This window comes from Bacillus sp. ok061, from assembly GCF_900108285.1.
GTDB classification, from domain to species: Bacteria; Bacillota; Bacilli; order Bacillales; family Bacillaceae_G; genus Bacillus_A; species Bacillus_A thuringiensis_S.
This window is the reverse complement of the sequence record NZ_FNUW01000010.1, coordinates 138,921-165,109: the sequence shown is the minus strand read 5'-3', so window position 1 is coordinate 165,109 and position 26,189 is coordinate 138,921. Positions and strand designations below refer to the sequence as shown.

Genomic DNA, 26,189 nt, shown 5'->3' with positions numbered 1-26,189 from the left:
ACTATAGCCCCTCCCGTCTACGTAATGCAATAATCGCAATTAATAAAAAGAGTGCTGATACTCCAAGGTTTAAAGAAATGACTGGTAGTGCCGCCCCTACATCATTCGCATAAATAATTTTCATAACAGCTGTATTTGCCCACGTTAATGGTGATAAATTTGTAACGAAATTTTCTTCTACTACGAAATATGCACCACCAAAAATAGAAGCTAATTGCACTACTACCATAATAATTGCTCTAGACGCTTCACCTGTTTTCGTAATATATCCGATTCCTAAACCGAAGCTAATTGCTAGAAAGACTTGTGTTAATAATATAATAAATATGATTCCAAGATGGTCGCCCCAGTTCGCTTGAAAGACAAATTTACTAAATAACATGACGAGTAATATGCACAGGGCATTTGCTACAAGACTACCGAGTACTTTTCCAATGAATATTTCAGCTTTACTTATAGGCGCAGCAATGAGACGATCTCCTGTTTTACGTATTCGTTCTCCTCGAATTAAAGAACTTGCTCCCATCGCAGCATACAGTGCAATCATTGTCGTCATTACAACCGCATAGTAATCCATAGAACCTGGTTTTTTCGCCGCTTGTAAAGATGTTTCTTTTATATAGTCATTATGATTTCCGCTTGAAATAACTGCGCTAACCTTACTAGGATCTACTTTTGCAACTTCTGTCGCTACATTATACTTATCAACAAATGTTGTAAGCATTCCTTCTACAATACTACCCTCTACACTACTTCTGTCGCTACCATAAAATTTTGCACCGTCTTTATTTAATTCTACATATGCAGCATATTTATTTTGCTTCACTTCTTCTTTCCCATCTATACTGCCGGAAGCTTTTTTAAAATGAATACCTGATTTATCCACTTCTTTCGTAAATGCTGCAAATGATTGAGACAACGTGCTACTTGCTTCATCTTTGTATAGTACTTGTATATCTTTAATCGAATGACTATCACTATTAAATGCGTTACTTAACGCTGTTCCTAACACAAGCATAAGCACAATTGGAAATGCTAACATAAAAACTAAAGTTCTTACGTCTCTGAAATCTCTTTTAATATGCATAACTGCTATATTGAAGATGTTCAATTGATGAACCTCCCTTTACCTTTTCTTCATTTACTTTTTATTTATCTCGTAAGTTTCTTCCAGTCAACGTAAGAAATACAGTTTCTAAATTCGGTGCCTGCTCTTCTAACGAACGAATTTCAATATCGTGATTAATGAAGTGCTGAATAATTTTATTTAAATTATTTAATCCTGCATCCGAGTTTACCTTGATTACGTTCTCTTCAATTTGAACAGCTTTCACACCGTTTATATCTTTTAACTTTTCTACATCTAAATTTTCTACAGACTTCACTTCAATCCAAATATCTTTCGTATCTGTAATAATCGCTTTTAACTGTTCTTTCGTACCTTCTGCAATCACTTTACCGTGGTCGACAATTGCGATTTTTGTACAAATCTCTTCCACTTCTTCCATGTAGTGGCTCGTGTAAATAATCGTGCTTCCCATTTCATTTAATTTCCGAACAGACTGAAGGATATAGTTTCTTGACTGCGGATCAATTCCAACTGTCGGTTCATCCATAATAATTAACCTCGGTCTATGAGCAATTGCACAAGCTATATTCAGTCTTCGCTTCATCCCACCAGAAAAGTTTTTCGGGTAACTCTTATGTTTATCGCTAAGCCCCACAAATTGAAGTGCTTCCTCTACTCTTGCTTTTAGTTCAGCCCCTCTTAACCCATACAATCCAGCAAAAAATTTCACATTTTCATAGGCCGTTAACTCTTCATAAATTGCAATATCTTGCGGAACGATACCGATATTCATTTTCGCAAATCGATTATGTTTCTTTATATTTTTTCCTAGTATGCTAATTTCGCCTTCATTACTTCTTAACAAGCCAGCAATCATATTTATCGTTGTACTCTTACCAGCACCATTTGATCCTAAAAAGCCAAATATTTCTCCTTCTTTAATAGATAAAGACATATTATCAACTGCGATAAAATCACCAAATTTTTTCGTTAAATTTTTAATTTCTAATGTATTCATCATTTTCACCCCTATTTCGGTTTCTCTGCTATTAGTATAAACAAAAAGAATGAACCTGCTCAGTGCAGAAGTTCATTCTTTTCACATGAGATTATTCACTTTTTTCATATGAGATGGTTCATCTTCGTCCCATTCTCTTATATCGGCAACAACATCGTCACTGAAAAACCACTTGTTCCATCTACAATAATTTTTCCGTTTACAGACGCTGTTCGCTCCTCCATCCCCATAATACCGAGACCTTTCTTAACAAGAGCTGCGCCTTTTCCGTTATCCTTCACTTGCACCTTAACCATCTTATTCAGTACATGAATATCGATTGAAATGACTGTCGCATCAGCATATTTCATCGCATTTGTTAACGCCTCTGTAACGTTTTCACCGATAATTTTCCACTGAATGGGAGAAATCATATCTAAGTTTCCCTTATATACGAAAGGAATGTTTACATCATGCTTACTAGCAAACTCCTCTATGAATAATTTCATACGGTGAATGCCAATTTGCTCAGTTGGTGGCTTCATATTTTTTAATGTAATGCGAATGCTTTCAATTCCATCTTTTGAAATGTGAATTGCATTTTGTAATAACTCCGCAGATTTTTCTTTATCTATCCCCATTAATCTCTTTGCTGCTTCCATTTGAATTAATGCGCCTGTCATCGAGTGACCAATTTTATCATGAATTTCTTGTGATAATCGATTTCTCTCTTCTAGCTTAAATGTGTATTCTGATTGCCTTATGTACTCTTTATTTTCATGTAAGCTTTTCGTAAGTCGTTGCATATCTTTTCGCATCTTATCATTTTGAGATTCAAGCTTTACTACACGTGATATATATCGATCTGCCATAGTTAAAACGAGAAAAGAAAATGCAACAATTAATCCATAAGTCATTCGAATGCTTTCATCTGTAATTGTAATTGGAAGCATCATAATAACAAAGCGTGACCAATTCTTGTCTATGTAATGGAATGTAATTTCGTATAAATTCAAAGATAAAAACAAAATAAAAAACGGATGAACACTCCATGTTAATAACATAACTACACTAATTGAAATACAAATCAATATTTTTTTGTACGTATCTTTTTTTAATATAGAGATTAGCACGTTTACAGAAAGATATAAAAGCAAAGCAAATATAACCCATGGTAAGTTCGTAACATTTGAATGTATGTAACTGAACACAATATATATAAAGACAATTAATTTACTTACAGTTAACCAAAATTCCATATCATTAATCTACTTTCCCTGTTAAGTAGTAAATCGCAATTTGTGTGCGATGTTCAAGTCCCGTTTTCCCTAAAACTGATGTAATATAATTTGCGATTGTTCCTTCAGATATAAAAAGCTGTTTCGAAATTTCTTTATTTGAGAAACCTTTTGCAATTAATGCGATGATACTAAGCTCTCTTTCAGTAAAAAGACTTTTATCTATTTTACATTCTTCCTCTTTACTTTCCATTAAATTGGACTTAATTTTATCGAGAACTACATCTTGCATAACAGTTTGGCCATTATATACCCCTTTTATTGCATCACGAATACGCTCCGGATCGTTATTTTTTAATAAATACCCTTTCGCTCCGTTTTTTACTGCATCCAAAATATATTCATCATCATCAAACGTCGTTAAAATAAGCGGTTTTGTTTTCGTCTCTTCACAAATAAACTTCGTCGCCTCTACCCCGTTCATATTTGGCATACGAACATCCAAAAGAGCAATATCAACTTCATGCTTTTTACAATATGCTACAGCTTCTTCTCCATCATTTACTGTATCTACCACTTCGAACTCTTCATATGTATTTAAAATAATTTTCATGCCTTCTCTAATAAAAGAGTTATCGTCTGCTATTAATATTTTAATTTTCATGTTTGTTAGTATGGACCTTCCTCCTACTAACATTCACATCCTTTCTCCGTGTAACATTTCCTACTTGCTCATTATATACTTCTGCTTACCATTTTTTCACACTTTTTTCATCTAGCTCTTCTGCAAAAAATATATTATTCTTTTTTTACAAAATGTGTAGGGTGACTTATCATTCTTTACGTCTATATAATAGAATGCGTCAAAAAGGAGGGAGAGACCCATTGAGGAAAAACAATTAATTGAAAAAGCACAACAAGGAAGCGAACATGCTTTTCGTATCCTCGTGCAAACATATCGTCATTATATTTTTCAAGTTATCTTTTCTATTGTAAGACATGAAGAAGATGCGAAAGATGTTACACAAGAAGTATTCGTAAAAATTCACGCCTCTCTCCCTAATTATCAATTTCGCGGATTAAAAACGTGGATGGCACGTATTGCCACCAATCACGCTATTGATTATAAGAGGAAGAAAGCTCGAGAAAGTGAAGAACTCTCCTTATGTAAAGAAACTGAGGAAAATATACAGTCCTCTCATAATATTGAGGCTTTATTATTGACGAAAGAGCAGAAATTACTCATTGCTCAAAAACTGAGAGAACTTCCTGAAAATTACCGTGACGTCGTTCTCGCACATTACTTAGAAGAAAAAAGCTATCAAGAAATTGCTTTACAGGAAAACATTGAAGTAAAAACAGTCGAAATGAAACTGTATCGGGCAAGAAAATGGATTAAAAAACATTGGAAGGAGGAAGAGTTTCTATGATGCATTATTCAAAAGAAGATTGGCGCAATTATACATTAGATTTTATAGAAAGCAATGAACGTGAATCTATGGAAGAACATCTTTATGAATGTGATCATTGTTTAGCACTTTATATGGAAAGTATTGATGAACAACATGAAAACCTTCCAATGATAAATGATGATTCATTTACGAACGAAGTTATGACGCAAATTAATTTTGAAACACTACAGTCTAATGAAAATATAAAAACAACCTCACTAAAGCGCACGATCATTCACTACATAATTGCGACTGCGGCTACAATTATTTTTATGGTAAGTGGTTTATTTCAGTATATTTTTACAGCGACATCAAATTTAGAGAAATCTTCAAAACATAACGAGTCTTCTATCTCACAACAAATTGTAAACAAATCGGTAGACACATCGAAAAAGGACGGAGGTTCAAAGCATGAATAAAAATCCCTTTTTAGCACTTGTATTAGGGCTAATTCCTGGGCTTGGACATTTATATTTAAAGAAATTTGGACGGTTTATTTTATATAGCGGAGGGGCTGTATTTCTATTTATCTTTGCAGCATTTTGTACAATAGCATTAGGAGCCCGTGATATTGCTTTTCTTTCTCTATTTTTACTAGTCGTGTTATGGGCAATCAATTTATTAGATTTAGTTATCACTATTATTAATCAATCGAAAAAACAAGCTGCCGGAGAATTCATAGAATCCTCTAAAGAGAGCGAACGATTTTATATCATTCTCTTATCCATCATCCCTGGACTTGGCCATTTTCAATTAGGACTTATGCAACGCGGACTTACATTTTTAGTAGCTTGCACAGGAATCGGAAGTATGATCATTTTCGTTGCACTTTTAACATCGCAAGAAAGTTTTCTTATCTTCCTTATTACATTACCTGTTTTATGGATTTACAATTTCTTTGACGTTGTTCAGCAACTCCAGAAAAAAGAACGTGGCGAGCAATTAGATGATCGTACTATTTTCGAAGAGTTTGAAGAGCACCGCGAGCAAGGAAAGAAAAATAAAACATTTGCTTCTATTTTAGCGATGTTCCCCGGAGCAGGTCATATGTATTTAGGCTTACAACGCCGTGGTCTTCAGCTTATGGCAGCCTTTTTACTATCTATTTATTTACTCGACTTATTAAGACTTTCTGCGTTTTTATTTTTAGTGCCAATCATTTGGTTCTATAGCTTTTTTGATGCTTTACAACAAACAGCAAAATACGGAAAAGAACGAGTACAAGACGAACCCATTATCGATTATTTTATAAATCATCAAAGATGGATTGGTATCGGATTAATTACACTCGGTGTTTATTATTTATTAGATCAAACGGTCCTTCCTATTTTGAATGATTATTTTGTAACTATATTTAATATTCATCTTAGTGAACTATATTATCGCTATTTCCAAACATCTATCGTTGCGCTCCTTTTAATTGGCGGCGGATTTAAATTGTTACTTGGAAATAAAGAAAACAAAGGTGGGACAAGCGAATGAGGACTTGGCGTGTTGGAACATTCTCAATGGGGCTTTCTATTATATCGTTAGGATGCTTTTTACTATTTTCAGTCGTAAAAGGAATTCAAGTATTAGATACACTAACTGCATGGTGGCCAGTTTTACTTATCATACTTGGAGCTGAAATTTTACTATACCTTCTATTTTCTAAGAAGGAACAATCATTTATTAAATATGATATTTTTAGCATTTTCTTTATCGGCGTTTTAGGAAGCGTCGGAATTGCTTTTTACTGTTTATTATCAACTGGTTTACTAGAAGAATTTCGTCATTCTATTAACACAACGAGACAAACGAGTAATATTCCAGACGGACAATTTGATATACCTGAATCTATCAAAAAAATTGTAGTAGATGCAGGGCATCAGCCTCTAACGATAGAGGGAAATAATACAAATCAAATTCACCTTTTGGGAACTTATGAAATGACGACGAAAGCAAATGAAAAACTCAATTTAAAACAAGATGATTTCCTTTCAGTTCAAACGGCTGGTGAAACGATGTATATCACTTTAAAATCATTACCTGTTCAACATACGTTATTTAATTCAGCACCACAGGTGAAACCAACGCTTGTTCTTCCACAAAATAAAAATGTGGAAATCCGTGCTTCAAATAACGAACTATCTCTTTATCCAGGTCAATTACAAAATAATTGGTTTGTACAAGAAAGCTCAAGAGTGTCTGTCCATCTTGCAAAAGAGAGTGATGTATCTTTAACAGCAGTAACGAATCAAAAAGAAACACATGGAAGTACACCTTGGGAACAAGTAGAAGATTTAACGAAAAAAGAAAATACTTCTTCAGCAGAACATCCAGAATTAAACAACCAAGAACATTGGTATAAAAATTCAATTAAAACTGGAAATGGCACGCACAAGTTAAATATTGAGAAAACTTATAATTTAACTATGAGCGTTATTGAAAAATAAGAAAAACCTTCCGCAATTGCGGAAGGTTTTTCTTATATAATCGCTTTAATTCCTTCTAACACTAATCCAATCATAAATCCACAAACCGCCCCGTTCACTCGGATCCACTGCAAATCTTTACCGACATTATTTTCAATCATTTCGATTAACGTTTTATCATCTAACTTATCAAGGTTTTCTTGTACAAGCTTACCAATTTTCGAATGGTTCTTCTCAACAAGATTCACAACTTGTTTTTGTAACCAATCTTTTATTTTTTGAACTGTCTGTTCATCTTCTTTTATTTTATTCATTTGTTTTTGTAAAAATGGAATAACATATTTATCAGCAAATTCTTCATTATTTACAAAAGCAACTGCTCTTTGTTGTACTTGCTCTAGCATCTCTTTTATTTTGTCAGTAGCATTCCAATTCGCAATCCACTTTTCTTTCCAATTTTCTAATTCCTTTAATAAGGCTTCATTTTCTTTTACATTGATAATTTCTTGACGAATCTTCGCTAATATAAGTTGTCTTGTGCTATTATCAGCCTCTTGTAAGCTGTTAATATTACTAATGATAAACTTCTGCAAAATGCCGCCAATTTTATCTTCATCTACAATATTCATAAATGATTTCAAAGTAAACTGCAAGAATCCATCTACTTTTATATTTTCCATCGCCTTCATACCTAAGCTACCGAGCTGGTAACGAGCTTCATCTTGCGCTGTCCAATCTTTTACCTTCACTAATATGTAATCAAGTGTCTTTTCATCATATTCTTGCACAACTAATTGATCAACCAGCACTTGTAAAATGTTACTTGTATTAATTGTATGTAAATATGTTTTTAATTCTTTTTCAATAATAACAGCTAACTTTTCTGTATCTATTGTTATAATTGCTTTCTCTGCAATCGTTACAATCCCCTTTTTCACAGCATCAGACTGCATTTCTCTCTCAGCAATTTGCATTACCATTTGTGCTAACTGCATCTCTTTTACTTTATTCGTAATACTTTCTTTCGTCAGCCATTCATTTTCTAACGTATGAATAAGCCCTTTCGTTACCCGTTTACGGTTTTTAGGTAACAAAGCTGTATGCGGAATTGGTATTCCCATCGGATGACGGAATAAAGCAGTAACCGCAAACCAATCCGCAAGTCCACCAACCAATCCAGCTTCAAATCCACCTTGTATAATCTCTCCAGCTACCGTTCCTTGAAAAGGGATAGAAGCCGCAAAGCCGACACCCATAACCCCAAGCGAAATACCCGCTATATATTTAGTCTGTAATGACATCGTATACACATCCTCTTATTATGTAAAATAAAGCTTTTTTGTTGTATTTATTCAATATTAGTTATCCTTTATATATACTATAAAGAACTATTGTGAAAATAACAAAGATTTTTATGTACATGAAAAAATGAGGCTACAACTAGCCTCATTTTTCTTATATCGATAATTCCAAACCTTTCCTATAATATTCATTCATTACATCTTTAGGAACCATACTTCCACCCGTTCCCCACACAATATGAGTACCTTTTTTCACCTTCTCTGCTAACTGTTGCTTTTGTAAATACTCATCTTCTTTACACACTTTCACTGGCCCTATCATACCTGCTAGTGCAGAAGGCTCTAAATAAATATTCTCCGTATCAGCTAGGTCTTTTAACAATCTATATAACTCTTCATCGTTTACTGTATAATTTCCGCTTAAAAATGGTTCCATCGTTTTCCCGACAAATCCAGACGGTCTTCCTACCGCAAGTCCATCCGCATCTGTTACATTATCAATTCCGATATCTTGAACAGCAATTTTGTCATGAAGGCCTGTCATTAAGCCGAGTAACATACATGGAGAATGTGTTGGCTCTGCAAAGAAACAATGAACGTTGTCTTTATACAATAATTTTAAACCGAATGCTACTCCGCCAGGTCCTCCTCCTACTCCGCACGGAAGGTAAACAAATAAAGGGTGATCTTCATCTACTACAACCTCTAACTCATCTAATTGCTTTTGTAATCGTGATGCTGCTACTGCGTATCCTAAAAATAAATCATGTGAGTTTTCATCGTCTACAAAATAACAGCTGGGATCTGCATCCGCCTGTCGTCTTCCTTCTTCTACTGCTTTGCTATAATCATCTTCATATTCAATAACGTTTACACCTTTACTTCTTAATAAACTTTTCTTCCATTCTTTTGCGTCTGCTGACATATGAACAGTTACATTAAAACCTAGATTCGCACTCATAATTCCTATGCTAAGTCCTAAATTCCCTGTAGAACCTACCGCAATTGAATACTTCGAGAAAAACTCTCTACATGTATCACTATCTAAAATGGAATAATTATCTTCTTCTGTTAACATTCCGTGCTGCAATGCTAGTTGCTCAGCATGTTTCAACACTTCATAAATGCCGCCCCTAGCTTTAATTGATCCTGATATCGGGAGATGACTATCACATTTTAATAATAATTCTCCTAAAATAGGTTGCTTGTAATTTGTCTCTAAAGCTTTTTTCATAGAAGGTATTTTCACTAAAGGTGATTCGATTATGCCGTTCGTCCCTTTCGTTTCAGGAAAAACTTTCGCAATATATGGCGCAAAACGCTTTAATCTCTCTTCCGCATCTTTTACATTCTCTTCATTCAATGGTGTATCTTTTATTGCTGTTTCATACTTTTCTATGTTTGGATTTATCCAAAATACTTCTTCTGTTGCGATTAATTTATTTAATAGTAGATATTCCTCTTTTAATTTCTCTATTTCCTTCATTTCTCTTCCTCCTCATCACCTTGTAGCTTACGATTTAATAAATTATAATTAAATTAATTTTAATATAGTTTAACACAAATTATTCAATTTAGTTAATTTTAATTTAATTTATTTAAATATAATTTAATAATCATTAAGGAGATTTTCATTATGGAAAATATAGATATTGGTAAAAAAATTGAAAAACAAAGAAAAGAAAAAGGTTTAACTAGTAAAGAACTAGCAAAGATGGCTGATATTACACCATCTATGTTAAGTCAAATTGAGCGCGGGTCGGCTAACCCTTCTATTCAAACATTAAAAGTGCTTGCTAAAGCTCTTGATGTGCCAACATTTAGCTTTTTACTTGAAGATACAAATACAGACGATTTAATTGTACGTTCTCATAAACGAAAGAAAATGATTATCGATAATTTATCATATGAAATGCTTTCACCTGATTTCACTGGAAATTTAGCAACAGCAATTATGACCGTCCCGCCTAATACAGCTTCATCAGAAAATGTGCTAGAACATAAAGGAGAAGAATTAGCATTTGTCTTAGATGGGAAAATCACATTATATTTAAACGAGGAAGAATACGTATTAGAAACTGGTGACAGTGTAAAGATACCTGCTTATTTAAAGCATAAATGGGTAAATCATTTTGAAAAAAACGCGATAGTTTTATTTTCTGTTACTCCGCCGATTTTTTAATGTATAAATAAAAACAGGTTACTTCTTATGAATTACACCTCCAATTGTTAGAATGTGTCTAACAATTGGAGGTGTAATTTTTTTATGACTAAATTTACTTCAGAAAACAAAATGAATGCAGCAATACATTATCAAGATGGAAGTGAGAGTATAAAAGATATTGCGAAATCATTGAGAACGAATCACGAAGTGGTTCGAATATGTATAAAACAATTTGAATATCATGGAATCCGAGCATTTGAAAAAGACTATACAACGTATTTTGTACAGTATAAACTAGGCGTACTAAATTATATGTTCGAAAATGGGACGTCTCCAAACGAAACGGCAGTTATTTTTAATATTTCTTCATCTGGACTTATTAGAAAATGGCGTATTCAGCTACGTCAAAAAGGAGTAGACGCCCTTAAATCTAAGAAAAAGAGGCATCAATCTATGACTAAGGACAATCAAAAATCAATTAAGAAACAAACACAAACAGAAGAGTCAGTAGAAGCATTACAAGCTGAATTGGAGCGTTTGCGTATGGAGAATGCTTATTTAAAAAAGTTGAATTCCTTAGTTCAAAACAAGGAGAAATCACCAAACAAGATAAGGCGCAAATAATCTATGAACTAAGGAAAGCATTTCCGGTAAAGGCACTTTTAAAATTAGCAGAACTCCCACGAAGTACGTATTATTACTGGATACAGAATTCTAATCATCCAGATAAAGAGCTAAAGGTCTTAATTCAAAACATTTACGATGAACACCAAGGTCGTTATGGATATCGCCGTATTCGCGATGAGTTAATGAACCAAAGACACAAAATCAACCATAAAAAAGTTCAACGAATTGTGAAAGAGTTAGGTTTAAAGAGCCTAGTTCGTATGAAAAAATATCGCTCTTATAAAGGGAAAGTAGGTAAGATTACGCCAAATATTTTAGAACGTAACTTTAAGGCTGAAAAGCCAAACGAAAAATGAGTTACAGACATAACAGAATTTAAATTATGCGGCGAGAAGCTCTACTTATCACCGATGTTAGATCTATTTAATTGAGAGATAATCGCTTATACAATTGATTCAAGACCAACCTATTCACTTGTATCAAAGATGTTACGATAATGCGATTATTGAAAGTTTCTTTGGTATTATGAAATCTGAATTTCTTTATCTAAAAGATTTTGAAAGCATAGAACACTTTAAACAAGAATTTGAAAAATATATCGATTATTATAATCACAAACGAATTAAGGCAAAATTAAAAGGCATGAGCCCGGTACAATATCGAACTCATGCCCTAAAAGCTGCCTAATGAAACGACTTGTCAAACTTTCTGGGGTTAGTTCAACTTTTAACGAACCCATACCACTAGTACTCAAAAATTCTGTTCTCCTAACTGTAATATCTCCTTATTTACCGGACATTTTACTTTCACTTCCCAGTGTCCATGTACTGTAACTCTCACCTGAGGATTAAACATTTTGATTTCATCTACACTAAAGATAATGCTTTTCTCCTCAAAATTTTTTTCCTTAGTGTTTACTTTCCCTATGACTTCATTCTGCCAAAACACTTCTAATGAAGCCTCACTTTTAGGATCTCCCAAGTATTTATATACAACTTCAACTTCCCCTGTACGTTCAATTAGTTGAAAAAAACACTTTTTCATATCTATGGGACTATTAAGAACAATATTAGTTCCACAGGTATACGGCTTAAATATTGATCCATCAAGTTCTGTAAGACAATTGACTTTATGATACCAATTTCCTATGTAATCATTCTTAACAACTATTTTATTTGGGTTAAACTTGGGATCATAATAAAATATTATATCATGTGGACTATTAAAAACTACTCCATGCACGCGTGTATGAGTTTGTCCAATTGGTGTAGTAAGATTGTTAATCCAAAACACTTTAAAAAAAGAATCTACCCACCTGCTTTGATAGGTATTGATAATGATATAACCTGATTTATTTAAAGGTAATTCATGATAAATTTCTGGAACCGACGTGTATAATCTTTCACCACATCCATAGGGTTTTGCAACAGTTCCATCTCCATCATCAATAATGAATATACCCCCTTCTACCTCTAAATCCAATAAATCTGTCTCCATTGCACAAAAAAATGTACCATCTTCAAAAAAGAACATGACATGATATAGTTTTTCTACTTCATAATGCCCTGTAAATCCTTTTACAAACTCTCCATCATATTTCAATTCTTTAGTAGGTGGATATATTATACCTTTTAGACCCTTATATGTCCCTTCTTTAACCAGTGCTACTTTCCCAATATTAGGATCTCGGGGATCTAATTTTGGTCTAGGAGCATTATTAGTACTAATGCTATTGCGCGTATTTTCACTTATAACAAAGTCAGACAATCTTTTAGCCTCCCACAACATGTAATTCTATAGATTCATCATTTAATACAGTGCGGTCCACAGCAATAACCATCCCCTCACCAACTTCAATCATAATGAATTTTTCAGTGATATCTTTTAAACCACCAATATATGCATTTTCTTTACATGTAAGCATAATAGCTTTTCCAATTTGATCCCCTAATTCACTAATCGGATGTGATTTCCAATTACTTCTCATATAATCACCTCTAAACTATTCAAGTTTTAATACTCTCTTTATAATCGCTCTTTATAATCAAACCCAAAACTAAGCAAGAATATAAACAATTAATTTCTATATCAAAATTAATTGTTTATATAAATTAAAGTTTTCCATCATTAAAAAACTACATGTTTATTGCAATCTATTTAATAGTATTATAGGTAAATTAGTTTATATTTTATCTGCATGTAGAATTATTTTTTATTTCCTTAAAATTCCCCCTCAACTTTTTCAGCATATAAAACGATACTTATAATAGAAAGAGGTGTTTTAACTGTATAAAACAATGCCAAATTCAAAAGAAAGAGAATTTATATACAATAGCTCATACAACAAAGGGCATATAAGCACTCCTAGCATGGTAGCTCACTGTATTGGCCTAAGTACTCACGCAAAATTGGTTTACTCAAACATTTTGAATTACATTTATAAAAAAGGAGAATTCGCATTCCCAAGTATTTATAGATTATCTATATCTTGTTCCTGCTCAATAAATACAATTATTCGTTATATTAATGAATTAGTTGAAAAAGGATTTATAAAAAAAGAGGTCCCAGGTCGCGGAAAAAGTAATCGATACTACATAATAGAATGTGATAAAATTCCACTCCTAAAAGTATCAGAAATGATGTGGGAAGTAATAGATACACTTGCAAAAAAATATGGTTGGAAGGATATTATGAAATGTAAAAATTCAATATTATCTTTTCTCAATCAAAATAAATATTCATTACATCATATGGAGATTCAGCAAAATACAATAAACCACTTAAATGCTTTATTCCTTCATGTTTTAGAGAAAAAAGAATTAGATATTGAAATATTGACTAGTAATTTTATATTTAAAAATCAATCTATTATATAACAGTTTCAAAATTACAAAATCATATAAAGAATTTATAAACATAATGGGTGGTGTGAATATTGAATGAACCTTATGTTACTTGTGCACAATGTGTCGTTAGGGATTGGTGCCAACGTAGAACTGGTACTACTCCCCTGCCACAGGATTATACGATAAATCCTGAGTGTGGCGGTTATATCTTACTTAATCAGGCTATAAAGCTTTCTCAAATTCCTTTAGAATATCAAAATGCAAATAAAAGAAATTTCATAATAGACACGGATAACAAAATGTACAAAGATTACATTATAGATACTTTTAATTCAATTAAGGAAATTGTTAAGAATGGAAATAATCTCGCTTTTATACATCCACAAAAAGGAACTGGTAAATCATATACTGCTATAGCCTTTGCAATGGAATATATATTTAAATCAGTAATGAATCCTTCTTTATTTAATTTTGAGTCTCCGGTTGTACTCTATATTAAGTATGGTTCATGGGCAAATGATCTACGCCAAATTTATCAATTAAATGATGAAGATTTCACACAAAAAGTTTTACAACAAGTAAAACTCATGAAGACGGTTCCCTTACTAATACTTGATGATATAGGAAATGGAAGATTTACAAATTATATTAGAGATTTTACTTATGATGTGATTGATTTTCGTAAGGAAAATAAAAAATCAACATTTTTCACTTCTAATCTTACACTCCAACAATTAGAACAAGAGAATTGTCTTGGAGATATTATTACATCTCGTATGTTATTTAATACTGTTGTATATCAATTAGGAGGTCGTGATAGAAGACAAGAAAAAAGTTATATTTTGAAGCCCATTATATAGAGGTCTCGTCATGCAACGAGCTCTTTCTACAATCCATTTAACAATAATATGATAAATATGTAAAAATAGTATTACAATTAATATATTTCCATAGTATACTAATTTACATGATTAAATTTTCAGCTTATGAATTGAGAAGGAATGTATTAAATCCTCATATATAAATACCTGTAAAATAAAAGAAGTTAATTAGAACAAAATAAAGCATCAATATCTGTTTTGGATAGTAAGATGCTTTATTCCATTAGAGTTCTGATTTAATCTTCTATTCTTTTACGCCTCAAAAACGAACATAGGTTCTTTTATTTTTTGGCAAAAAACAGAACATACGTTTTATTTTAATTCACAAAGGAACGTAGGTTCTATTTTTTCACCTCAAAAAACGAACATAGGTTCCGTATTTTGTTATTAAAAAAATCGCAACTATTTCCATTATCACATCGATTATTATGTCGAGATTAGATGAAAAGGAGTCTATATTATGCCATCCATTGAAGAATTACAACTATTAAACCATATATTAGAAAATAAAGATTGGTCTTCAATTGATCAAAATGGCCTTGATGAAGAACATTTTCCTATACATAAAGATATTTTTAATTACATTAAAAATTTTAAGAAATTACAAAAACAACTTCCAACAATAGAAACCGTAATGAATATGTTTGAAGAATTTGAAATGGTCGAATTAGAAAAAACAGAATTTGTAGTAGATGCCCTTAAAGAAGATTGGTTACATAGAAAATTCAAGCCCTTTCTTCAAAAAGCAGCAAACCTTGTCGCTGAAAAAAAAACTGTTGAAGCTATTTTAGATATTAAATTAAATGCCACGAATATGTTAAAACTTGCGAATATTGACAACAAAGGATACTCATATACTGGAATGGCGGATACACGTAAGAGTAAATACTTATCAATTCACGGTAGAGATGAAAATGAAATTTTAGGAGCGACTACAGGTTTTAAAACATTAGATTTAGTAACTAATGGATTAGTAAGTGATGGACAAGAAACTGATTATTTTCTTGTTTTCGCACCATCTAACATGGGTAAAACATTAATTTCTTCATTTATGTTAATGTCCGCTTGGAATAGTAATATCGAGTGGGATTTCCCTGCATACTTTGCTTTAGAACAACGTGCTGAAGAAATTGCACGAAATTGGGATCATGTCCTGGCTGGTGTATCAAATTTAGGCATACAACGTGGTACTATGTCCGCTGAACAAAAAGACCGTTACATATTCTTTTTAGATCAACTAAGGCAAAAGCAAAAAGATATGGTCATCTATGATATTCAAAAAAATGGTGGCCGCCCCTATTCAGTGACTGAAATACAGCGCATCCTTGAGTCTGAAGGACATACTCGCTTCGTTTTAGATCAATTATCAAAAGTACGTTTAAATAACTCCAATAATAATTTTGGAGATTTAAGACAAAGATTATTTGATATATCAGCAGCAGTACGTGAAATGATTTTAGGAACAGGAATTCCAGGTTATGTAGTAGCACAGGCTAACAGAGAGTCCGCTAAAAGAATTAAAAAAAGTCTAACTGATAGCACGATGACTGGTGAGGATATCGGGGAAACTTATGCAATTTTCCAAGATGCTAGCAAAGGTATATCTATTATCAAAATAAATGAAACAACCTTTAAAGTACAGGTCATAAAAAATCGTGGCAATGCTAGTGGTCAAAGTTTCATTGTGCGATATAACTTTGATACAGGACTGATTAGTACCATTAACAATCAGTACGAAAAACAGTTCTTCTAGTATTAATAATGGAGATGAAAATACATGCAAAAAGCAAGAAATATAGAAATACTCGAAAATACATCACTGGATATACCAAGTCTAATAGATGATTTGCGTTTTAAGTATCAGTATTCCCTTAGATACCAAAGTAACCATGCAGCATTTTCAAAGAAAAATGATAACGGCAATTATATAATGTGTTGCTGTCCGAACCATACAGAAACAAGACCATCATTTGGGATTTCTAAAACCCCTCCCTATCACACACACTGTTTCTGTTGTGGATACTTAGGAACCATAGATTGTGTAATTGAAACCGCTTTTGTTTTAGAGCAAGGCAACGGATTAAAAGCCCTATTATCGAATTACTATTTTGAAAACAATCGTAAACCTTTAGACATTTCAAAACTCTTAGCTACAAGAAAAAAATGTATAAAAGCAAATACGTTATCCGAAGAAACACTCAAAAAATTGGATGAGGAAAAATTTAAAAATCAAGGGATTTACAATGTAGCAATGTCCTATTTAATTAATCAGCGTGGAATAAACATGGAGACTTTAGATACTTACGAAATAAAAATAGATGTCAGAAATAAATGTATAGTATTTCCGCAGCGTACTCGAAACGGGGATCTTCGCTTTTTACAAAAACGAAAAATTGGAAGCCATTATAAGGGTTCAAAATTTATCAACGAAGGATTACCAAACAAAAAAGATATTTTATTTGGACTTCATTTAATTAACCAACTACGAACATCACCCAATCGGATTAAAAGAGTTCGTATCGTAGAATCTCCTATAGATGTAATGAGTAACTATCAAGTAGGTATTCCTGCTGTTGCAATTAATGGGAAATTATTATTTAAAAACCAAATACGCGAATTACATCTAGCAGGTATAGAGATTGTTGATCTATTTTTTGACAATGACAAAGCTGGAAAAGATGCAACACAAAAAGCAACAAAACAATTAATACAGGAAGGATTCACGGTCAATCATACGCTCTATCCACCCCAATTCACTGAAGATTCAAAAATCGACTCCAATGACTTACTTAAAATGGGATTACTAGATAAATTAAATACAAATTCAATTAGTTTACTAAGCAGTAAATTTTAATTCATTCAAATAAAGGGGATTTATATAATGAACACAGCAACTATAAACTTTCAAGATTTAATAATGGAAATACTAAACTCTGAATCTATAGCTAAAATTTTTAATTTCGAATTATTTAAAGTGAGAAATCAAGACAAAGAGGATGTGAAACAAGATTGTATCTTGCGCATAATGAAATCTCTTCAACAAACAACAGTTCCATCTGAAAAGCTACCTTCATTCTGTCAAACAATTATTAAAAGAACCGTGGTTGATTACTATCGTTATACAAATAGAATGGTAGAACAAAATTCGACTTCTGTATTTTATTGTGATGGATTTATTGAAGACGATTCTAGTGACAACAATTGCCCTACATTTTGCCAAGAGTCTTACGAACAAGGATATGAATTCTCAATTGTTAAAGCAGATTATGAAATACATAGAAATAAATTTACTCCGACTGAACAACATGTTATCGAATACATGCTATATGACGGCTTAGGAGTCTGTATGAATTTAGCCGAAATCGCAAACGAACTTAAAATTAATAAATCGCACTCAACAAGAGCATTAAAGAAATTGCGTAGCATTTATTGTTGTTAATATACTTAGTTCCCTACTATCTCAAACAACAATCACCCAAAAATATTGTAAAACAATTAAGAACATTTTGTAAACAAAAGTAACTTTTATTTTTATTATAAATTCCGCAACTTTTTAATTAGTTATTACGATAACTATTAATTAGTCTAGTATATACAACTAGTATACAACATAGACAATAATTTTCAAAGGCGTTTTATCTGTTTCTTATTAGATTTCAGCCTTCTTTTATATATAACACTTCATTACATGAACTTTACTGGAAAATTATTAAGCTTAGTTATTCAATTATTACTATTAAGTATTGGTTAGATTCATAACTTACAGTCTGCATTTTAAAACTTAAGTTTTATTTATTTATATAAACAGAATAAACAAAGTTAATTTAAATAAAACTTTATATCTATATATAACAATTTAGAGACGGTATATATATTAAGGAGGAAATAAAGTATGACAACAATAAAAGGATTAGATGCAATTTTAAAAGTGGGAAATACCTTTCTTACGTTTAAAGATAAAAAACCACTTACACTTTTATTTATCGATTGGTATGAAAATCTGGTTGGTATTCGCGAGCATTATGAACCCACCTTAAAACCCAAATATATACGTTGTCCAGGGACAGGTGTGTGCCCCCTTTGTCACGTTAATCCGAGTAAATATCCGAATTTAAAGATTAAATTACGTGTATATGATCCATTAGATAATAAGATTAAGCTAGTCTCTTTAGCGAAAACTCACATTCAAAAATTACACACAGATTTTAATCTTTACATGATTGATCCTACAAAAGACTTTGTCACTATTTCTAGAAGTGGAACAGGTGCTAATGATACCACTTATTCAGCTAAACCATACCATTATACTTCAGTGGATGATGAACCTATATTAAAGAAACCAGACTTTAATGAAATTGAAATGCTTGATATATCAACATATATAACTTCTCATAGTCCTGATGAAATCCAAGAATTTATGAATGCAGCATCAACAATATATAATTTACAGCAAGCACAGTTTCAATGTAGTTCCCCTACTCTTCCATTGGCTACTGAAGGTTTTGATGAAAAGGAACAATTGAGAACTACTAATCATAAATTACCATTTTAGAAAACATTATGGAATTTTAATTTCTATTATTAAATATAGAAAGGGACGATTATTTCGTCCCTTTTTGAAGTAAGGAGTTGTAAATTTTGTTTTTTAAATCAAATGAATCCAATCAGGACATTTTTACACTATTAAATAGGCGCGAAGTAAAAGAAAGCACACAAAAAACTCGTATAAAAAAAAATGAGAAAAAAAAGATTACGATAAAACAAAATCAATATGTTCACGGAATTAATCATTCAGTAAAACTACCTTCAAATTACTATTTAATACATACACCTGAACAATTTGAAGAATTTATTACCAAGTATAAGGTATATAAAACCTTACATTCGCAAGCTTATACATTTATTGATACGAAATCCACTGGTTCGAATCCTTTTAAAGACTCAATCATCTCAATTACGATTGGATTTATGGATAACTGTTTTTTTTATATACCTATTAAGCCTTTTAAACATGGATTATCACAGCATATCTCTACATTAAGTCTAGAATACACGATGAAAAAACTCTCACCACTATTAGAGAAAGATACCTTATTAATACTTAGTAACAGTAAGCAACACATTCATGCTCTATATAATTGGTGTGATTTTGACATTACATATAATATCTTTTGGGATACTGAGATAGCTGCAAACCTATTAAATGAGAACCATCCAAAAGGTGTAAAAGAATGGTATAAAGAATATGTATTACCTCGTCTTAATTCAAATGAAACCATTTTAAATACCATTGATAGAAAAAAATATATGATTGAAAAGACACTCTATGATCAGCTACAACATCATGTAGCTACCTACTTCGCTTGCTATGATATTTTTATGCTAAAGTCTGTATTCGAGTATCAGAAAAGAATTTTTGAAAACCCTAAATTTAATCTTGTTCCTATATATAAATTATTTAGGGAAATAGAGATGCCTTTAATAGCCGTACTTACTACCGCTGAAAGAAAAGGAATTAAAATTAGTGAAGAATTTCTAAGTAATGATGTAAAACAAATACTCCAAACGAAATTACAATCCGTAAAAAAAGAAATATTGAATTACCTAGGTTCCACTATCACATTAAATAATTGTATACACCCACCTAAGCAACAAAATAAATATAATGGCGTAAATAAATTAACAAGCACTTTGTTTAATATAAATTCTCCAGCCCATTTGGCCCAAAAACTTTATATTGATAACGCTATTCTAAAACCTATCATGGAATATGACAAAGGTTGCAAAAGTGTGATTTCCAAACTAAAAACAGATAGAAAAACGCTGATACGTAATCTATCAAAGCATCCTGTAATTCCTCTAATTCTAGAATATCGTCGCTTAGTGAAATTAATAAGTTCTTTTTGTGACTCCCTACCCAAAGAACAACAAGGTACTATTGATAATAAAATCCATCCTATCTATAACTCTGTAGGAACTAAAACAGGCCGTATGAGTTGCTCGTCACCAAACCTAAAGTTGTGGGCTGCATAAAGGTGACTTTATGTGTAAGCAGATCGTTAATTCAGGGGAAACTAAGGGTAATTACCTATGTCAATCCTGAGCCAAGTCTAATAGGGATATTAGAAAGGTGCAGAGACTACTTAAATTAACCTAGAACAGGCGAAATAAGCACGAAAGCGATCCACCCTTCTACAACAGGGTGATGATATAGTCCGATACTCTTTGAAAAAAGAGAGCAAGGATAAAGAGCCTTGCATTACTACAATGACAACAAGTACCAAGTAAAGCTGATTTTATACGTATGGCCTTTAGAGCAGAAAGAGGTAGATTGTTCACCAGTATTGACTTCAGTTTACAAAACGTTGGCTGAAGTCGTTAATCTAAACCTACTCAAAACAGGGAACGCCCTCATGTAACGGTGGAGCGAATCCTGTGCTTCTAGTGACAAGAAGTGCAACGACTGCTTGTTAATTATCATCTCGATTCATAGTTAACAAAATAATGAGTCGTCTATCAACCAGAATTGATAAATCAATCGAACTCATTTATACGGTAGGCTATGGGCTTAGTGGTCACAAAATTCGCCCATTATTTGCAGGAATGCAACAGAAGGTATAGTCTAATCCGGCTCCTTTAAGGAGTGTTGAAGTACCATGAAAATGGCGGTATACATACAACAAGAATTACGTTGGCTCGCAATAGTAACACAAGAACCGGTTCTAATTGAAGCCTTTAAGAAAGGTTTAGATGTACATAGTCAAATCACTTGCCAAATTAAGGGGTTTACTTATCACTTGTTTGAGGATATTCGAAATTATAAAAGAGAGACACTAAAAGAGACTCAGCATCATATACAACAGCTTATAAATAAATGGTCAGATACTCCAGAATGTCTATATATCTTGAAGATATATAATATGAAGGAACTAAATAGTACTACCATTCCTACTCTAGCAAATGCTTTTGAATTGCTTAGAAAAAAAATGAAAAGCATTGTATTCGGTAAATGGATTGCCGAATTCAAATCTCACTCAAAACAGGGAAACCTAAGTGTATAGGCATAAGGCAATCCTGTGCCAAAGCGTTCATTCGAATGGCAGGTGCAGAGACTTATAGCGTTCCGCGGTTAATAAACAACCAATCTAACGAGTTCGCTTAATGTGAGAAGCAGCTTAAAATAGTTGCTAAGGTATAGTCCACTCCCTTAGGAAACTAAGGGGTTTAAGTGACCTTATATGGTATAACAGAAATCGGTTTATCTGATCAATTAAATATTACAAAAGTAGCAGCAACCTCCTTAATTAATCAATTTAAAAATCAATTACCAAACTTTTTAAGGTGGGAAGCTGAAACACATAGAGAAGTTTTAACTAATGGTTATGTAAAAGATTTGTTTGGTAGAAAAAGACGTTTTAAAGAAGCAATTCTAAAAGCTACCTCTTCCTCCACCTTTAAGAACGAAAATTCAGATTGGAGATTAGAGAAAATAAAACGGCAAAGTTGTAACTTTAAAATACAAGGAACTTCTGCGACACAAGTTAAAAAAGCTATGGTGAATTTATTTTATCCCACTCGCTCAGATGGCACAAAATGCTTAGATAGAGTTGAATGGCTACAGGAGAATTACAAATCTATACTTGAAGATCATGATATACACATCGTATTACAAATACATGATGAATTAATCTTTGATGTACCACAAGATATTTCCCAAGACGTTTTAAAAGAGATTTCAAACATCATGCTAAATGCCATACCTTCTACCCATTTAGGAGTGACATTTCATTCGGATATTCATACCTCTCCATATTGGGGTGGTACATTTTCAATCGAAGAAATTAGAGAGTACTCTAATAGTGATTTAGATTTCAATAGATTATTTCATCAACAATTTGAAGAGAAAATAAACGACTTTCTTAATTCAAAGTTTTAGGTGCATTAAATAGAAAATGACTTGAAAATTAAACATTATAATTTCCGCCTTGATTAAATGAAATAAAAAGATAAATAAAAAACGTACACTTCTGTACGTTTTTTATTATCTTTAGTTTCTAATTATCTATACAAAAAATTGAAATACCATTTCAACTTCTGCCTCATTTGTATATTCAACCCTAGGCATAGTACTTGGGTTACCATCAATAGCTAACGACAAAGGTGCCAGACTAACCATTGGTGTAGGTGTTGTTAATAAAACCTTACATGCAGTTACCCATTCTATGCCATATTTTTGCCGTGCCGAGTCATTTAATTTCACATCAATTCTAGAAATATTTCCAAAGTTCGTTACTGACTCCCCTGTTTGCTTATTAAATCCTTTAACCGCAATACCGTTACGTAACGAGTCATACGTTACAATATACTTCTCTGATGCAATTGTGAGAATTTTATACGGCATTGCACTCTTAACAAATTCAAATGCATTTGGTCGTTTGTCAGGCTTTCTAGTACTCATCTCAAATACTTTAATTAATTCAATATCTTTAAGTGATAATTGTCTCTTTTTCCCCCCACAATTGCTTGCTGTATCATATGGTGCAGGAGCTATATCATGAGATAATTCACCTGGAATATCAATACAATTAAAGCATCTTTCAATAGATTCTATAATCGTAACAAAGTTTAATAATTCAAAATCTATATTTGTACGTTCTAATTCATATAATTTTTGTTCAAGCATCTCTAATTCTATTTCCAAACGACATTTTGTAATAGAGGAACAATCTGAACTAGCTATATCGTCTCTCATACGCTGCATAGCATCTTCAATAGCTAAAATCTCCTCATACAAATCTCCAAATCTAATTGTCATTATCACTTCCTCCTCACTTTTTTTTCGGAGCCTTAGTAGGATCTAATGTCCAAGTGATCCAATCGCTTACATCTTTTAAAGTACTTACATGGAAGTACTCTCTACACTGTCTAAAGAAAGGAATGATAGGACTATTCCAATTCCCTGGCCCTATTTTCCCAGGTCCTTTTCTTCCAGGAAGAACTGTATATATAGTTTTCATAGGCACTAACGCATAACGATTAAATACTTTAAGGCTATTTAGCTTTCCATCAACCTGATCGTATGTAACTTCTTTATACAGGCGATGTGAAGGTTCGCTACTGCCCTCTAACTTTTGTCTATCATCTGATACAAGAATAAGAGAATTCTCTACAGGTTTACCATTTACTACACTTTTATCTATCACTTGATCAATCGAATGATAAATTGCAGACATACCAGATTCAGGGAAATCCGATCCTCGCTTAAATGTTAGCGTACCAATATCAGAAAATGCTTGTGCTAACCCTTGTACATCTACACTTTTATTCAGTAGAATTCTCCAAAAGTTCGGTCTATTCTCCCCTGCTCTGTCTGTTGGATCAGCGTAGGCCACTAATGATACTTTACATGGGATTTTAGCAGCTTTAGCATAACGTTCGATTTCATTTGCTGTGGCAACTAATAAATTTCTAACACGACCTCCAGGTTCAAGGCCCCCTCCTTCAAACATGGATTCAGAAATATCCACAACGAAAATAATATTAACCCCTGTGACTGTAACAGGTGGTACCCACGGATCCGGTTTTGGATAAGGTAAAACTTGTGGTTTTCGTGCATAAGAAGGTCTCACGCACTCCCTTATACATTCCCTGATTTTATACATTAATGTATCCAAGTTTTCACCAGATTCAAGTCCTGATTCCATGATTACTTCACGTATAGCTTCTAATTCATCTACATATTGCCGTAAAGCATCTACTGAATATGGATGGCTATGTGCCATACCCTTACGCAAATCTTTAATCATTTTATCTATTTCTTTAACATATCTCATAATACTTTTGAGTTTAGGCATATCGATTGTAACCTCCTAACCAAATATAGTAAGCCCATTATAGGAAAAGGTGTGTCAAATGACACACCTTTGTGGTATTACCTTTTCATGTTTCTTCTCACTTTAAGCATCTTTTTCTAATACTTCCTCTTCAGCCTCCATTTGGCTTGCTAATTTACTAGCCTCAATAAACTCCTTAATTTCTTGCTTAGGAGTAAATCCAACTTTCTTTTCAATATTTTTACCATCTTTCATAAACAGAAGCGTTGGAATCGTAGTAACTTCACACAATTTAGTGATATCTAAAAATTGATCAGCGTTAACTTGAATAAATTTAATATCGTCAATTTCTTTTGACAATTCCTTAATATCCTGTGTAATCATTTTACAGGGGCCACACCAAGTAGTATAAAAATAAACTAAAACAAACCCTTCTACTATCTTTTCTTTAAATTCTTCAACTGTATTAATTTCAAACATTTTATTCCTACCTCCTGTAAAGTATTTATAAGGAAGAACGCCAATAAATCCTTTATACCGTATATTAATATAAAATAATTATATATTTGCATACATTTATGTCTACTTAATTTCCACCACAGCCGCATCCAACCTTACGAGCTACCGTAAATGTATTACCGTCATTCCACTCTTGAGAAATATTTAATGCATTACGAGCAGAACTAGCCCAAACTTCTTTTTCTACATATTTTCCTTCTGCATCATGACCAGAAACCATATATTTTCGCTTGCCTAACAAATTAACCCTCTCCTTAATTACTTTTATAGAAATTACCTAAATGCTCAAAGCGAGGAACTTTTACTCCGCATACCTCAATATCCGCCATAAAAGTACTCTGAGGTTCAATCCAAGTATTTCCTTTAGCATCTTCATAAATTACCATTTCTTCATCCGTTCCTGTTTGTTTTCCCTTACCAGTAACGAGATAAATTCCACCTGTATAATATCTATAGATTTTAACTTTTTTATTATCCATATCTCCTCAACCTAAACATAATCCTCATATAAATTTATTTAATAATTTCCTTTATTTCTTTTAACCAATTTACTAACACCATTTCTATTTCCTGCAAACGTCTTATAGAAGTACTTTCAATCATTCTTTTAGATGCTTTATTGCAAATATAGAGACGTTCTTTTTCAGTATCAAATACCAAAGAAAGATGGTAATCTTGTAAGCCAAGTGAAGTGGAATCATATCTTACCATTCGTTTAATGGAATGTTCTATATGTATCTCCTTTAACTTACTAGCGAGGTTTTCTCTATGCTTTTTCCACTGATCCGTTGTAAATGTATTTAATAGCATATTAAATTATCACCAACCTTAAAATCATATCCTCTAAAT

28 protein-coding genes and 1 pseudogene are annotated in these 26,189 nt (G+C 32.5%); 15 read left to right on the top strand and 14 right to left on the bottom strand.

The window, feature by feature from the left end:
• Nucleotide 1 precedes the first annotated feature (1 nt).
• From C4S65_RS15570 to C4S65_RS15555, 4 genes are all read right to left on the bottom strand, one after another.
• Entirely contained in the window at nt 2–1,111 is a 1,110-nt protein-coding gene (locus C4S65_RS15570) for an ABC transporter permease (RefSeq protein ID WP_001020176.1), read from the bottom strand.
• Nucleotides 1,112–1,148: 37 nt separating this feature from the next.
• The gene (locus tag C4S65_RS15565; RefSeq protein ID WP_001093815.1) at nt 1,149–2,087 is read right to left on the bottom strand and encodes an ATP-binding cassette domain-containing protein; all 939 of its coding nucleotides are present in this window, start codon (nt 2,085–2,087) and stop codon (nt 1,149–1,151) included.
• 137 nt (nt 2,088–2,224) lie between these two features.
• Entirely contained in the window at nt 2,225–3,325 is a 1,101-nt protein-coding gene (locus tag C4S65_RS15560; protein WP_000397661.1) for a sensor histidine kinase, read from the bottom strand.
• 4 nt (nt 3,326–3,329) lie between these two features.
• The gene (locus C4S65_RS15555; protein WP_000694093.1) at nt 3,330–3,968 is read right to left on the bottom strand and encodes a response regulator transcription factor; all 639 of its coding nucleotides are present in this window, start codon (nt 3,966–3,968) and stop codon (nt 3,330–3,332) included.
• A gap of 283 nt (nt 3,969–4,251) precedes the next feature.
• Between C4S65_RS15555 and C4S65_RS15545 the strand changes: the two genes are divergently transcribed.
• From C4S65_RS15545 to exsE, 4 genes are read left to right on the top strand one after another with little or no spacing between them, the layout of a single operon-like run.
• Complete coding sequence (locus tag C4S65_RS15545; protein ID WP_001195484.1) at nt 4,252–4,734, top strand: RNA polymerase sigma factor; 483 nt, start codon at nt 4,252–4,254, stop codon at nt 4,732–4,734.
• On the top strand, nt 4,731–5,174 hold the full coding sequence (locus tag C4S65_RS15540; RefSeq protein ID WP_000972351.1) for a hypothetical protein: 444 nt from the start codon (nt 4,731–4,733) through the stop codon (nt 5,172–5,174). The genes C4S65_RS15545 and C4S65_RS15540 overlap by 4 nt, the downstream gene beginning before the upstream one ends.
• Nucleotides 5,167–6,237: a hypothetical protein gene (locus tag C4S65_RS15535; RefSeq protein ID WP_001039098.1), complete on the top strand. Its 1,071-nt coding sequence runs from the start codon at nt 5,167–5,169 to the stop codon at nt 6,235–6,237. The genes C4S65_RS15540 and C4S65_RS15535 overlap by 8 nt, the downstream gene beginning before the upstream one ends.
• The gene (gene exsE, locus C4S65_RS15530) at nt 6,234–7,190 is read left to right on the top strand and encodes an exosporium protein ExsE (RefSeq protein WP_098316042.1); all 957 of its coding nucleotides are present in this window, start codon (nt 6,234–6,236) and stop codon (nt 7,188–7,190) included. The genes C4S65_RS15535 and exsE overlap by 4 nt, the downstream gene beginning before the upstream one ends.
• Nucleotides 7,191–7,222: 32 nt before the next feature.
• Here exsE and C4S65_RS15525 read toward each other — a convergent pair whose 3' ends face one another.
• Both C4S65_RS15525 and C4S65_RS15520 read right to left on the bottom strand, forming a co-directional pair.
• A complete protein-coding gene (locus C4S65_RS15525) occupies nt 7,223–8,470 on the bottom strand; it encodes a DUF445 domain-containing protein (protein ID WP_103945285.1) in 1,248 nt (415 codons plus the stop codon).
• 154 nt (nt 8,471–8,624) lie between these two features.
• Nucleotides 8,625–9,956 carry a D-serine ammonia-lyase gene (locus C4S65_RS15520; protein WP_000658340.1) on the bottom strand — a complete coding sequence of 444 codons (1,332 nt, stop codon included), beginning with the start codon at nt 9,954–9,956 and terminating at the stop codon, nt 8,625–8,627.
• A 150-nt stretch (nt 9,957–10,106) separates the two neighbouring features.
• On the opposite strand from C4S65_RS15520, the gene C4S65_RS15515 reads away from it, so the two are divergent.
• Entirely contained in the window at nt 10,107–10,652 is a 546-nt protein-coding gene (locus tag C4S65_RS15515) for an XRE family transcriptional regulator (protein ID WP_000427637.1), read from the top strand.
• An 84-nt stretch (nt 10,653–10,736) separates the two neighbouring features.
• Nucleotides 10,737–11,948: pseudogene (locus tag C4S65_RS15510) on the top strand (IS3 family transposase).
• Nucleotides 11,949–12,011: 63 nt separating this feature from the next.
• On the opposite strand, the gene C4S65_RS15505 reads toward C4S65_RS15510, so the two are convergent.
• Together C4S65_RS15505 and C4S65_RS15500 are read right to left on the bottom strand one after the other, a co-directional pair.
• Nucleotides 12,012–13,028, bottom strand: a complete 1,017-nt coding sequence (locus C4S65_RS15505; protein WP_098838326.1) for a hypothetical protein — start codon at nt 13,026–13,028, stop codon at nt 12,012–12,014.
• Nucleotides 13,029–13,032: 4 nt separating this feature from the next.
• Nucleotides 13,033–13,248, bottom strand: coding sequence for a hypothetical protein (locus tag C4S65_RS15500; RefSeq protein WP_001257365.1), 216 nt, complete (start codon nt 13,246–13,248; stop codon nt 13,033–13,035).
• Nucleotides 13,249–13,558: 310 nt separating this feature from the next.
• Here C4S65_RS15500 and C4S65_RS15495 point away from each other — a divergent pair, with 310 nt between their 5' ends.
• From C4S65_RS15495 to C4S65_RS15455, 9 genes are all read left to right on the top strand, one after another.
• On the top strand, nt 13,559–14,137 hold the full coding sequence (locus tag C4S65_RS15495; protein ID WP_001133840.1) for a helix-turn-helix domain-containing protein: 579 nt from the start codon (nt 13,559–13,561) through the stop codon (nt 14,135–14,137).
• Nucleotides 14,138–14,196: 59 nt separating this feature from the next.
• Nucleotides 14,197–14,967, top strand: coding sequence for an ATP-binding protein (locus C4S65_RS15490; RefSeq protein WP_001005177.1), 771 nt, complete (start codon nt 14,197–14,199; stop codon nt 14,965–14,967).
• Between the two features lie 481 nt (nt 14,968–15,448).
• The gene (locus tag C4S65_RS15485) at nt 15,449–16,741 is read left to right on the top strand and encodes a DnaB-like helicase C-terminal domain-containing protein (RefSeq protein WP_001139151.1); all 1,293 of its coding nucleotides are present in this window, start codon (nt 15,449–15,451) and stop codon (nt 16,739–16,741) included.
• Between the two features lie 24 nt (nt 16,742–16,765).
• A complete protein-coding gene (locus C4S65_RS15480; RefSeq protein WP_001167997.1) occupies nt 16,766–17,842 on the top strand; it encodes a toprim domain-containing protein in 1,077 nt (358 codons plus the stop codon).
• Nucleotides 17,843–17,869: 27 nt separating this feature from the next.
• Entirely contained in the window at nt 17,870–18,427 is a 558-nt protein-coding gene (locus C4S65_RS15475; RefSeq protein WP_001090549.1) for a sigma factor, read from the top strand.
• 453 nt (nt 18,428–18,880) lie between these two features.
• A complete protein-coding gene (locus C4S65_RS15470; RefSeq protein WP_000207535.1) occupies nt 18,881–19,540 on the top strand; it encodes a hypothetical protein in 660 nt (219 codons plus the stop codon).
• A gap of 86 nt (nt 19,541–19,626) precedes the next feature.
• Entirely contained in the window at nt 19,627–21,021 is a 1,395-nt protein-coding gene (locus C4S65_RS15465; RefSeq protein ID WP_098838325.1) for a DNA polymerase, read from the top strand.
• A 623-nt stretch (nt 21,022–21,644) separates the two neighbouring features.
• Nucleotides 21,645–22,049: a DNA polymerase I gene (locus tag C4S65_RS15460; protein WP_098838324.1), complete on the top strand. Its 405-nt coding sequence runs from the start codon at nt 21,645–21,647 to the stop codon at nt 22,047–22,049.
• 167 nt (nt 22,050–22,216) lie between these two features.
• Nucleotides 22,217–22,924 (top strand): DNA polymerase, encoded by a 708-nt coding sequence (locus C4S65_RS15455; RefSeq protein ID WP_097961813.1) that lies wholly within the window; start codon nt 22,217–22,219, stop codon nt 22,922–22,924.
• Nucleotides 22,925–23,050: 126 nt separating this feature from the next.
• On the opposite strand, the gene C4S65_RS15450 is transcribed toward C4S65_RS15455, so the two are convergent.
• From C4S65_RS15450 to C4S65_RS15430, 6 genes are all read right to left on the bottom strand, one after another.
• Entirely contained in the window at nt 23,051–23,803 is a 753-nt protein-coding gene (locus C4S65_RS15450) for a hypothetical protein (protein WP_098838323.1), read from the bottom strand.
• Between the two features lie 13 nt (nt 23,804–23,816).
• Entirely contained in the window at nt 23,817–24,842 is a 1,026-nt protein-coding gene (locus tag C4S65_RS15445) for a hypothetical protein (RefSeq protein ID WP_098838322.1), read from the bottom strand.
• 102 nt (nt 24,843–24,944) lie between these two features.
• Nucleotides 24,945–25,301, bottom strand: a complete 357-nt coding sequence (locus C4S65_RS15440; RefSeq protein ID WP_098838321.1) for a thioredoxin family protein — start codon at nt 25,299–25,301, stop codon at nt 24,945–24,947.
• A gap of 106 nt (nt 25,302–25,407) precedes the next feature.
• Nucleotides 25,408–25,581 (bottom strand): hypothetical protein, encoded by a 174-nt coding sequence (locus tag C4S65_RS34385; RefSeq protein ID WP_176543426.1) that lies wholly within the window; start codon nt 25,579–25,581, stop codon nt 25,408–25,410.
• A 13-nt stretch (nt 25,582–25,594) separates the two neighbouring features.
• Nucleotides 25,595–25,819, bottom strand: a complete 225-nt coding sequence (locus C4S65_RS15435; RefSeq protein WP_098838320.1) for a DUF1653 domain-containing protein — start codon at nt 25,817–25,819, stop codon at nt 25,595–25,597.
• A gap of 34 nt (nt 25,820–25,853) precedes the next feature.
• Nucleotides 25,854–26,150 carry a hypothetical protein gene (locus tag C4S65_RS15430; protein WP_098838319.1) on the bottom strand — a complete coding sequence of 99 codons (297 nt, stop codon included), beginning with the start codon at nt 26,148–26,150 and terminating at the stop codon, nt 25,854–25,856.
• Nucleotides 26,151–26,189 lie beyond the last annotated feature (39 nt).

Excerpts from the sequence above, each read along its gene's own strand:
- C4S65_RS15430 (WP_098838319.1), bottom strand. The coding sequence starts at position 26,150 with ATGCTATTAAATACATTTACAACGGATCAGTGGAAAAAGCATAGAGAA.
- C4S65_RS15555 (WP_000694093.1), bottom strand. The coding sequence starts at position 3,968 with ATGAAAATTAAAATATTAATAGCAGACGATAACTCTTTTATTAGAGAA.
- exsE (WP_098316042.1), top strand. The coding sequence starts at position 6,234 with ATGAGGACTTGGCGTGTTGGAACATTCTCAATGGGGCTTTCTATTATA.
- C4S65_RS15475 (WP_001090549.1), top strand. The coding sequence starts at position 17,870 with ATGAACACAGCAACTATAAACTTTCAAGATTTAATAATGGAAATACTA.
- C4S65_RS15565 (WP_001093815.1), bottom strand. The coding sequence starts at position 2,087 with ATGAATACATTAGAAATTAAAAATTTAACGAAAAAATTTGGTGATTTT.
- C4S65_RS15560 (WP_000397661.1), bottom strand. The coding sequence starts at position 3,325 with ATGGAATTTTGGTTAACTGTAAGTAAATTAATTGTCTTTATATATATT.
- C4S65_RS15450 (WP_098838323.1), bottom strand. The coding sequence starts at position 23,803 with ATGACAATTAGATTTGGAGATTTGTATGAGGAGATTTTAGCTATTGAA.
- C4S65_RS15525 (WP_103945285.1), bottom strand. The coding sequence starts at position 8,470 with ATGTCATTACAGACTAAATATATAGCGGGTATTTCGCTTGGGGTTATG.
- C4S65_RS15500 (WP_001257365.1), bottom strand. The coding sequence starts at position 13,248 with ATGAGAAGTAATTGGAAATCACATCCGATTAGTGAATTAGGGGATCAA.
- C4S65_RS15515 (WP_000427637.1), top strand. The coding sequence starts at position 10,107 with ATGGAAAATATAGATATTGGTAAAAAAATTGAAAAACAAAGAAAAGAA.
- C4S65_RS15440 (WP_098838321.1), bottom strand. The coding sequence starts at position 25,301 with ATGTTTGAAATTAATACAGTTGAAGAATTTAAAGAAAAGATAGTAGAA.
- C4S65_RS15520 (WP_000658340.1), bottom strand. The coding sequence starts at position 9,956 with ATGAAGGAAATAGAGAAATTAAAAGAGGAATATCTACTATTAAATAAA.
- C4S65_RS15495 (WP_001133840.1), top strand. The coding sequence starts at position 13,559 with ATGCCAAATTCAAAAGAAAGAGAATTTATATACAATAGCTCATACAAC.
- C4S65_RS15480 (WP_001167997.1), top strand. The coding sequence starts at position 16,766 with ATGCAAAAAGCAAGAAATATAGAAATACTCGAAAATACATCACTGGAT.
- C4S65_RS15445 (WP_098838322.1), bottom strand. The coding sequence starts at position 24,842 with ATGCCTAAACTCAAAAGTATTATGAGATATGTTAAAGAAATAGATAAA.
- C4S65_RS15540 (WP_000972351.1), top strand. The coding sequence starts at position 4,731 with ATGATGCATTATTCAAAAGAAGATTGGCGCAATTATACATTAGATTTT.
- C4S65_RS15435 (WP_098838320.1), bottom strand. The coding sequence starts at position 25,819 with ATGGATAATAAAAAAGTTAAAATCTATAGATATTATACAGGTGGAATT.
- C4S65_RS15470 (WP_000207535.1), top strand. The coding sequence starts at position 18,881 with ATGACAACAATAAAAGGATTAGATGCAATTTTAAAAGTGGGAAATACC.
- C4S65_RS15460 (WP_098838324.1), top strand. The coding sequence starts at position 21,645 with ATGAAAATGGCGGTATACATACAACAAGAATTACGTTGGCTCGCAATA.
- C4S65_RS15535 (WP_001039098.1), top strand. The coding sequence starts at position 5,167 with ATGAATAAAAATCCCTTTTTAGCACTTGTATTAGGGCTAATTCCTGGG.
- C4S65_RS15485 (WP_001139151.1), top strand. The coding sequence starts at position 15,449 with ATGCCATCCATTGAAGAATTACAACTATTAAACCATATATTAGAAAAT.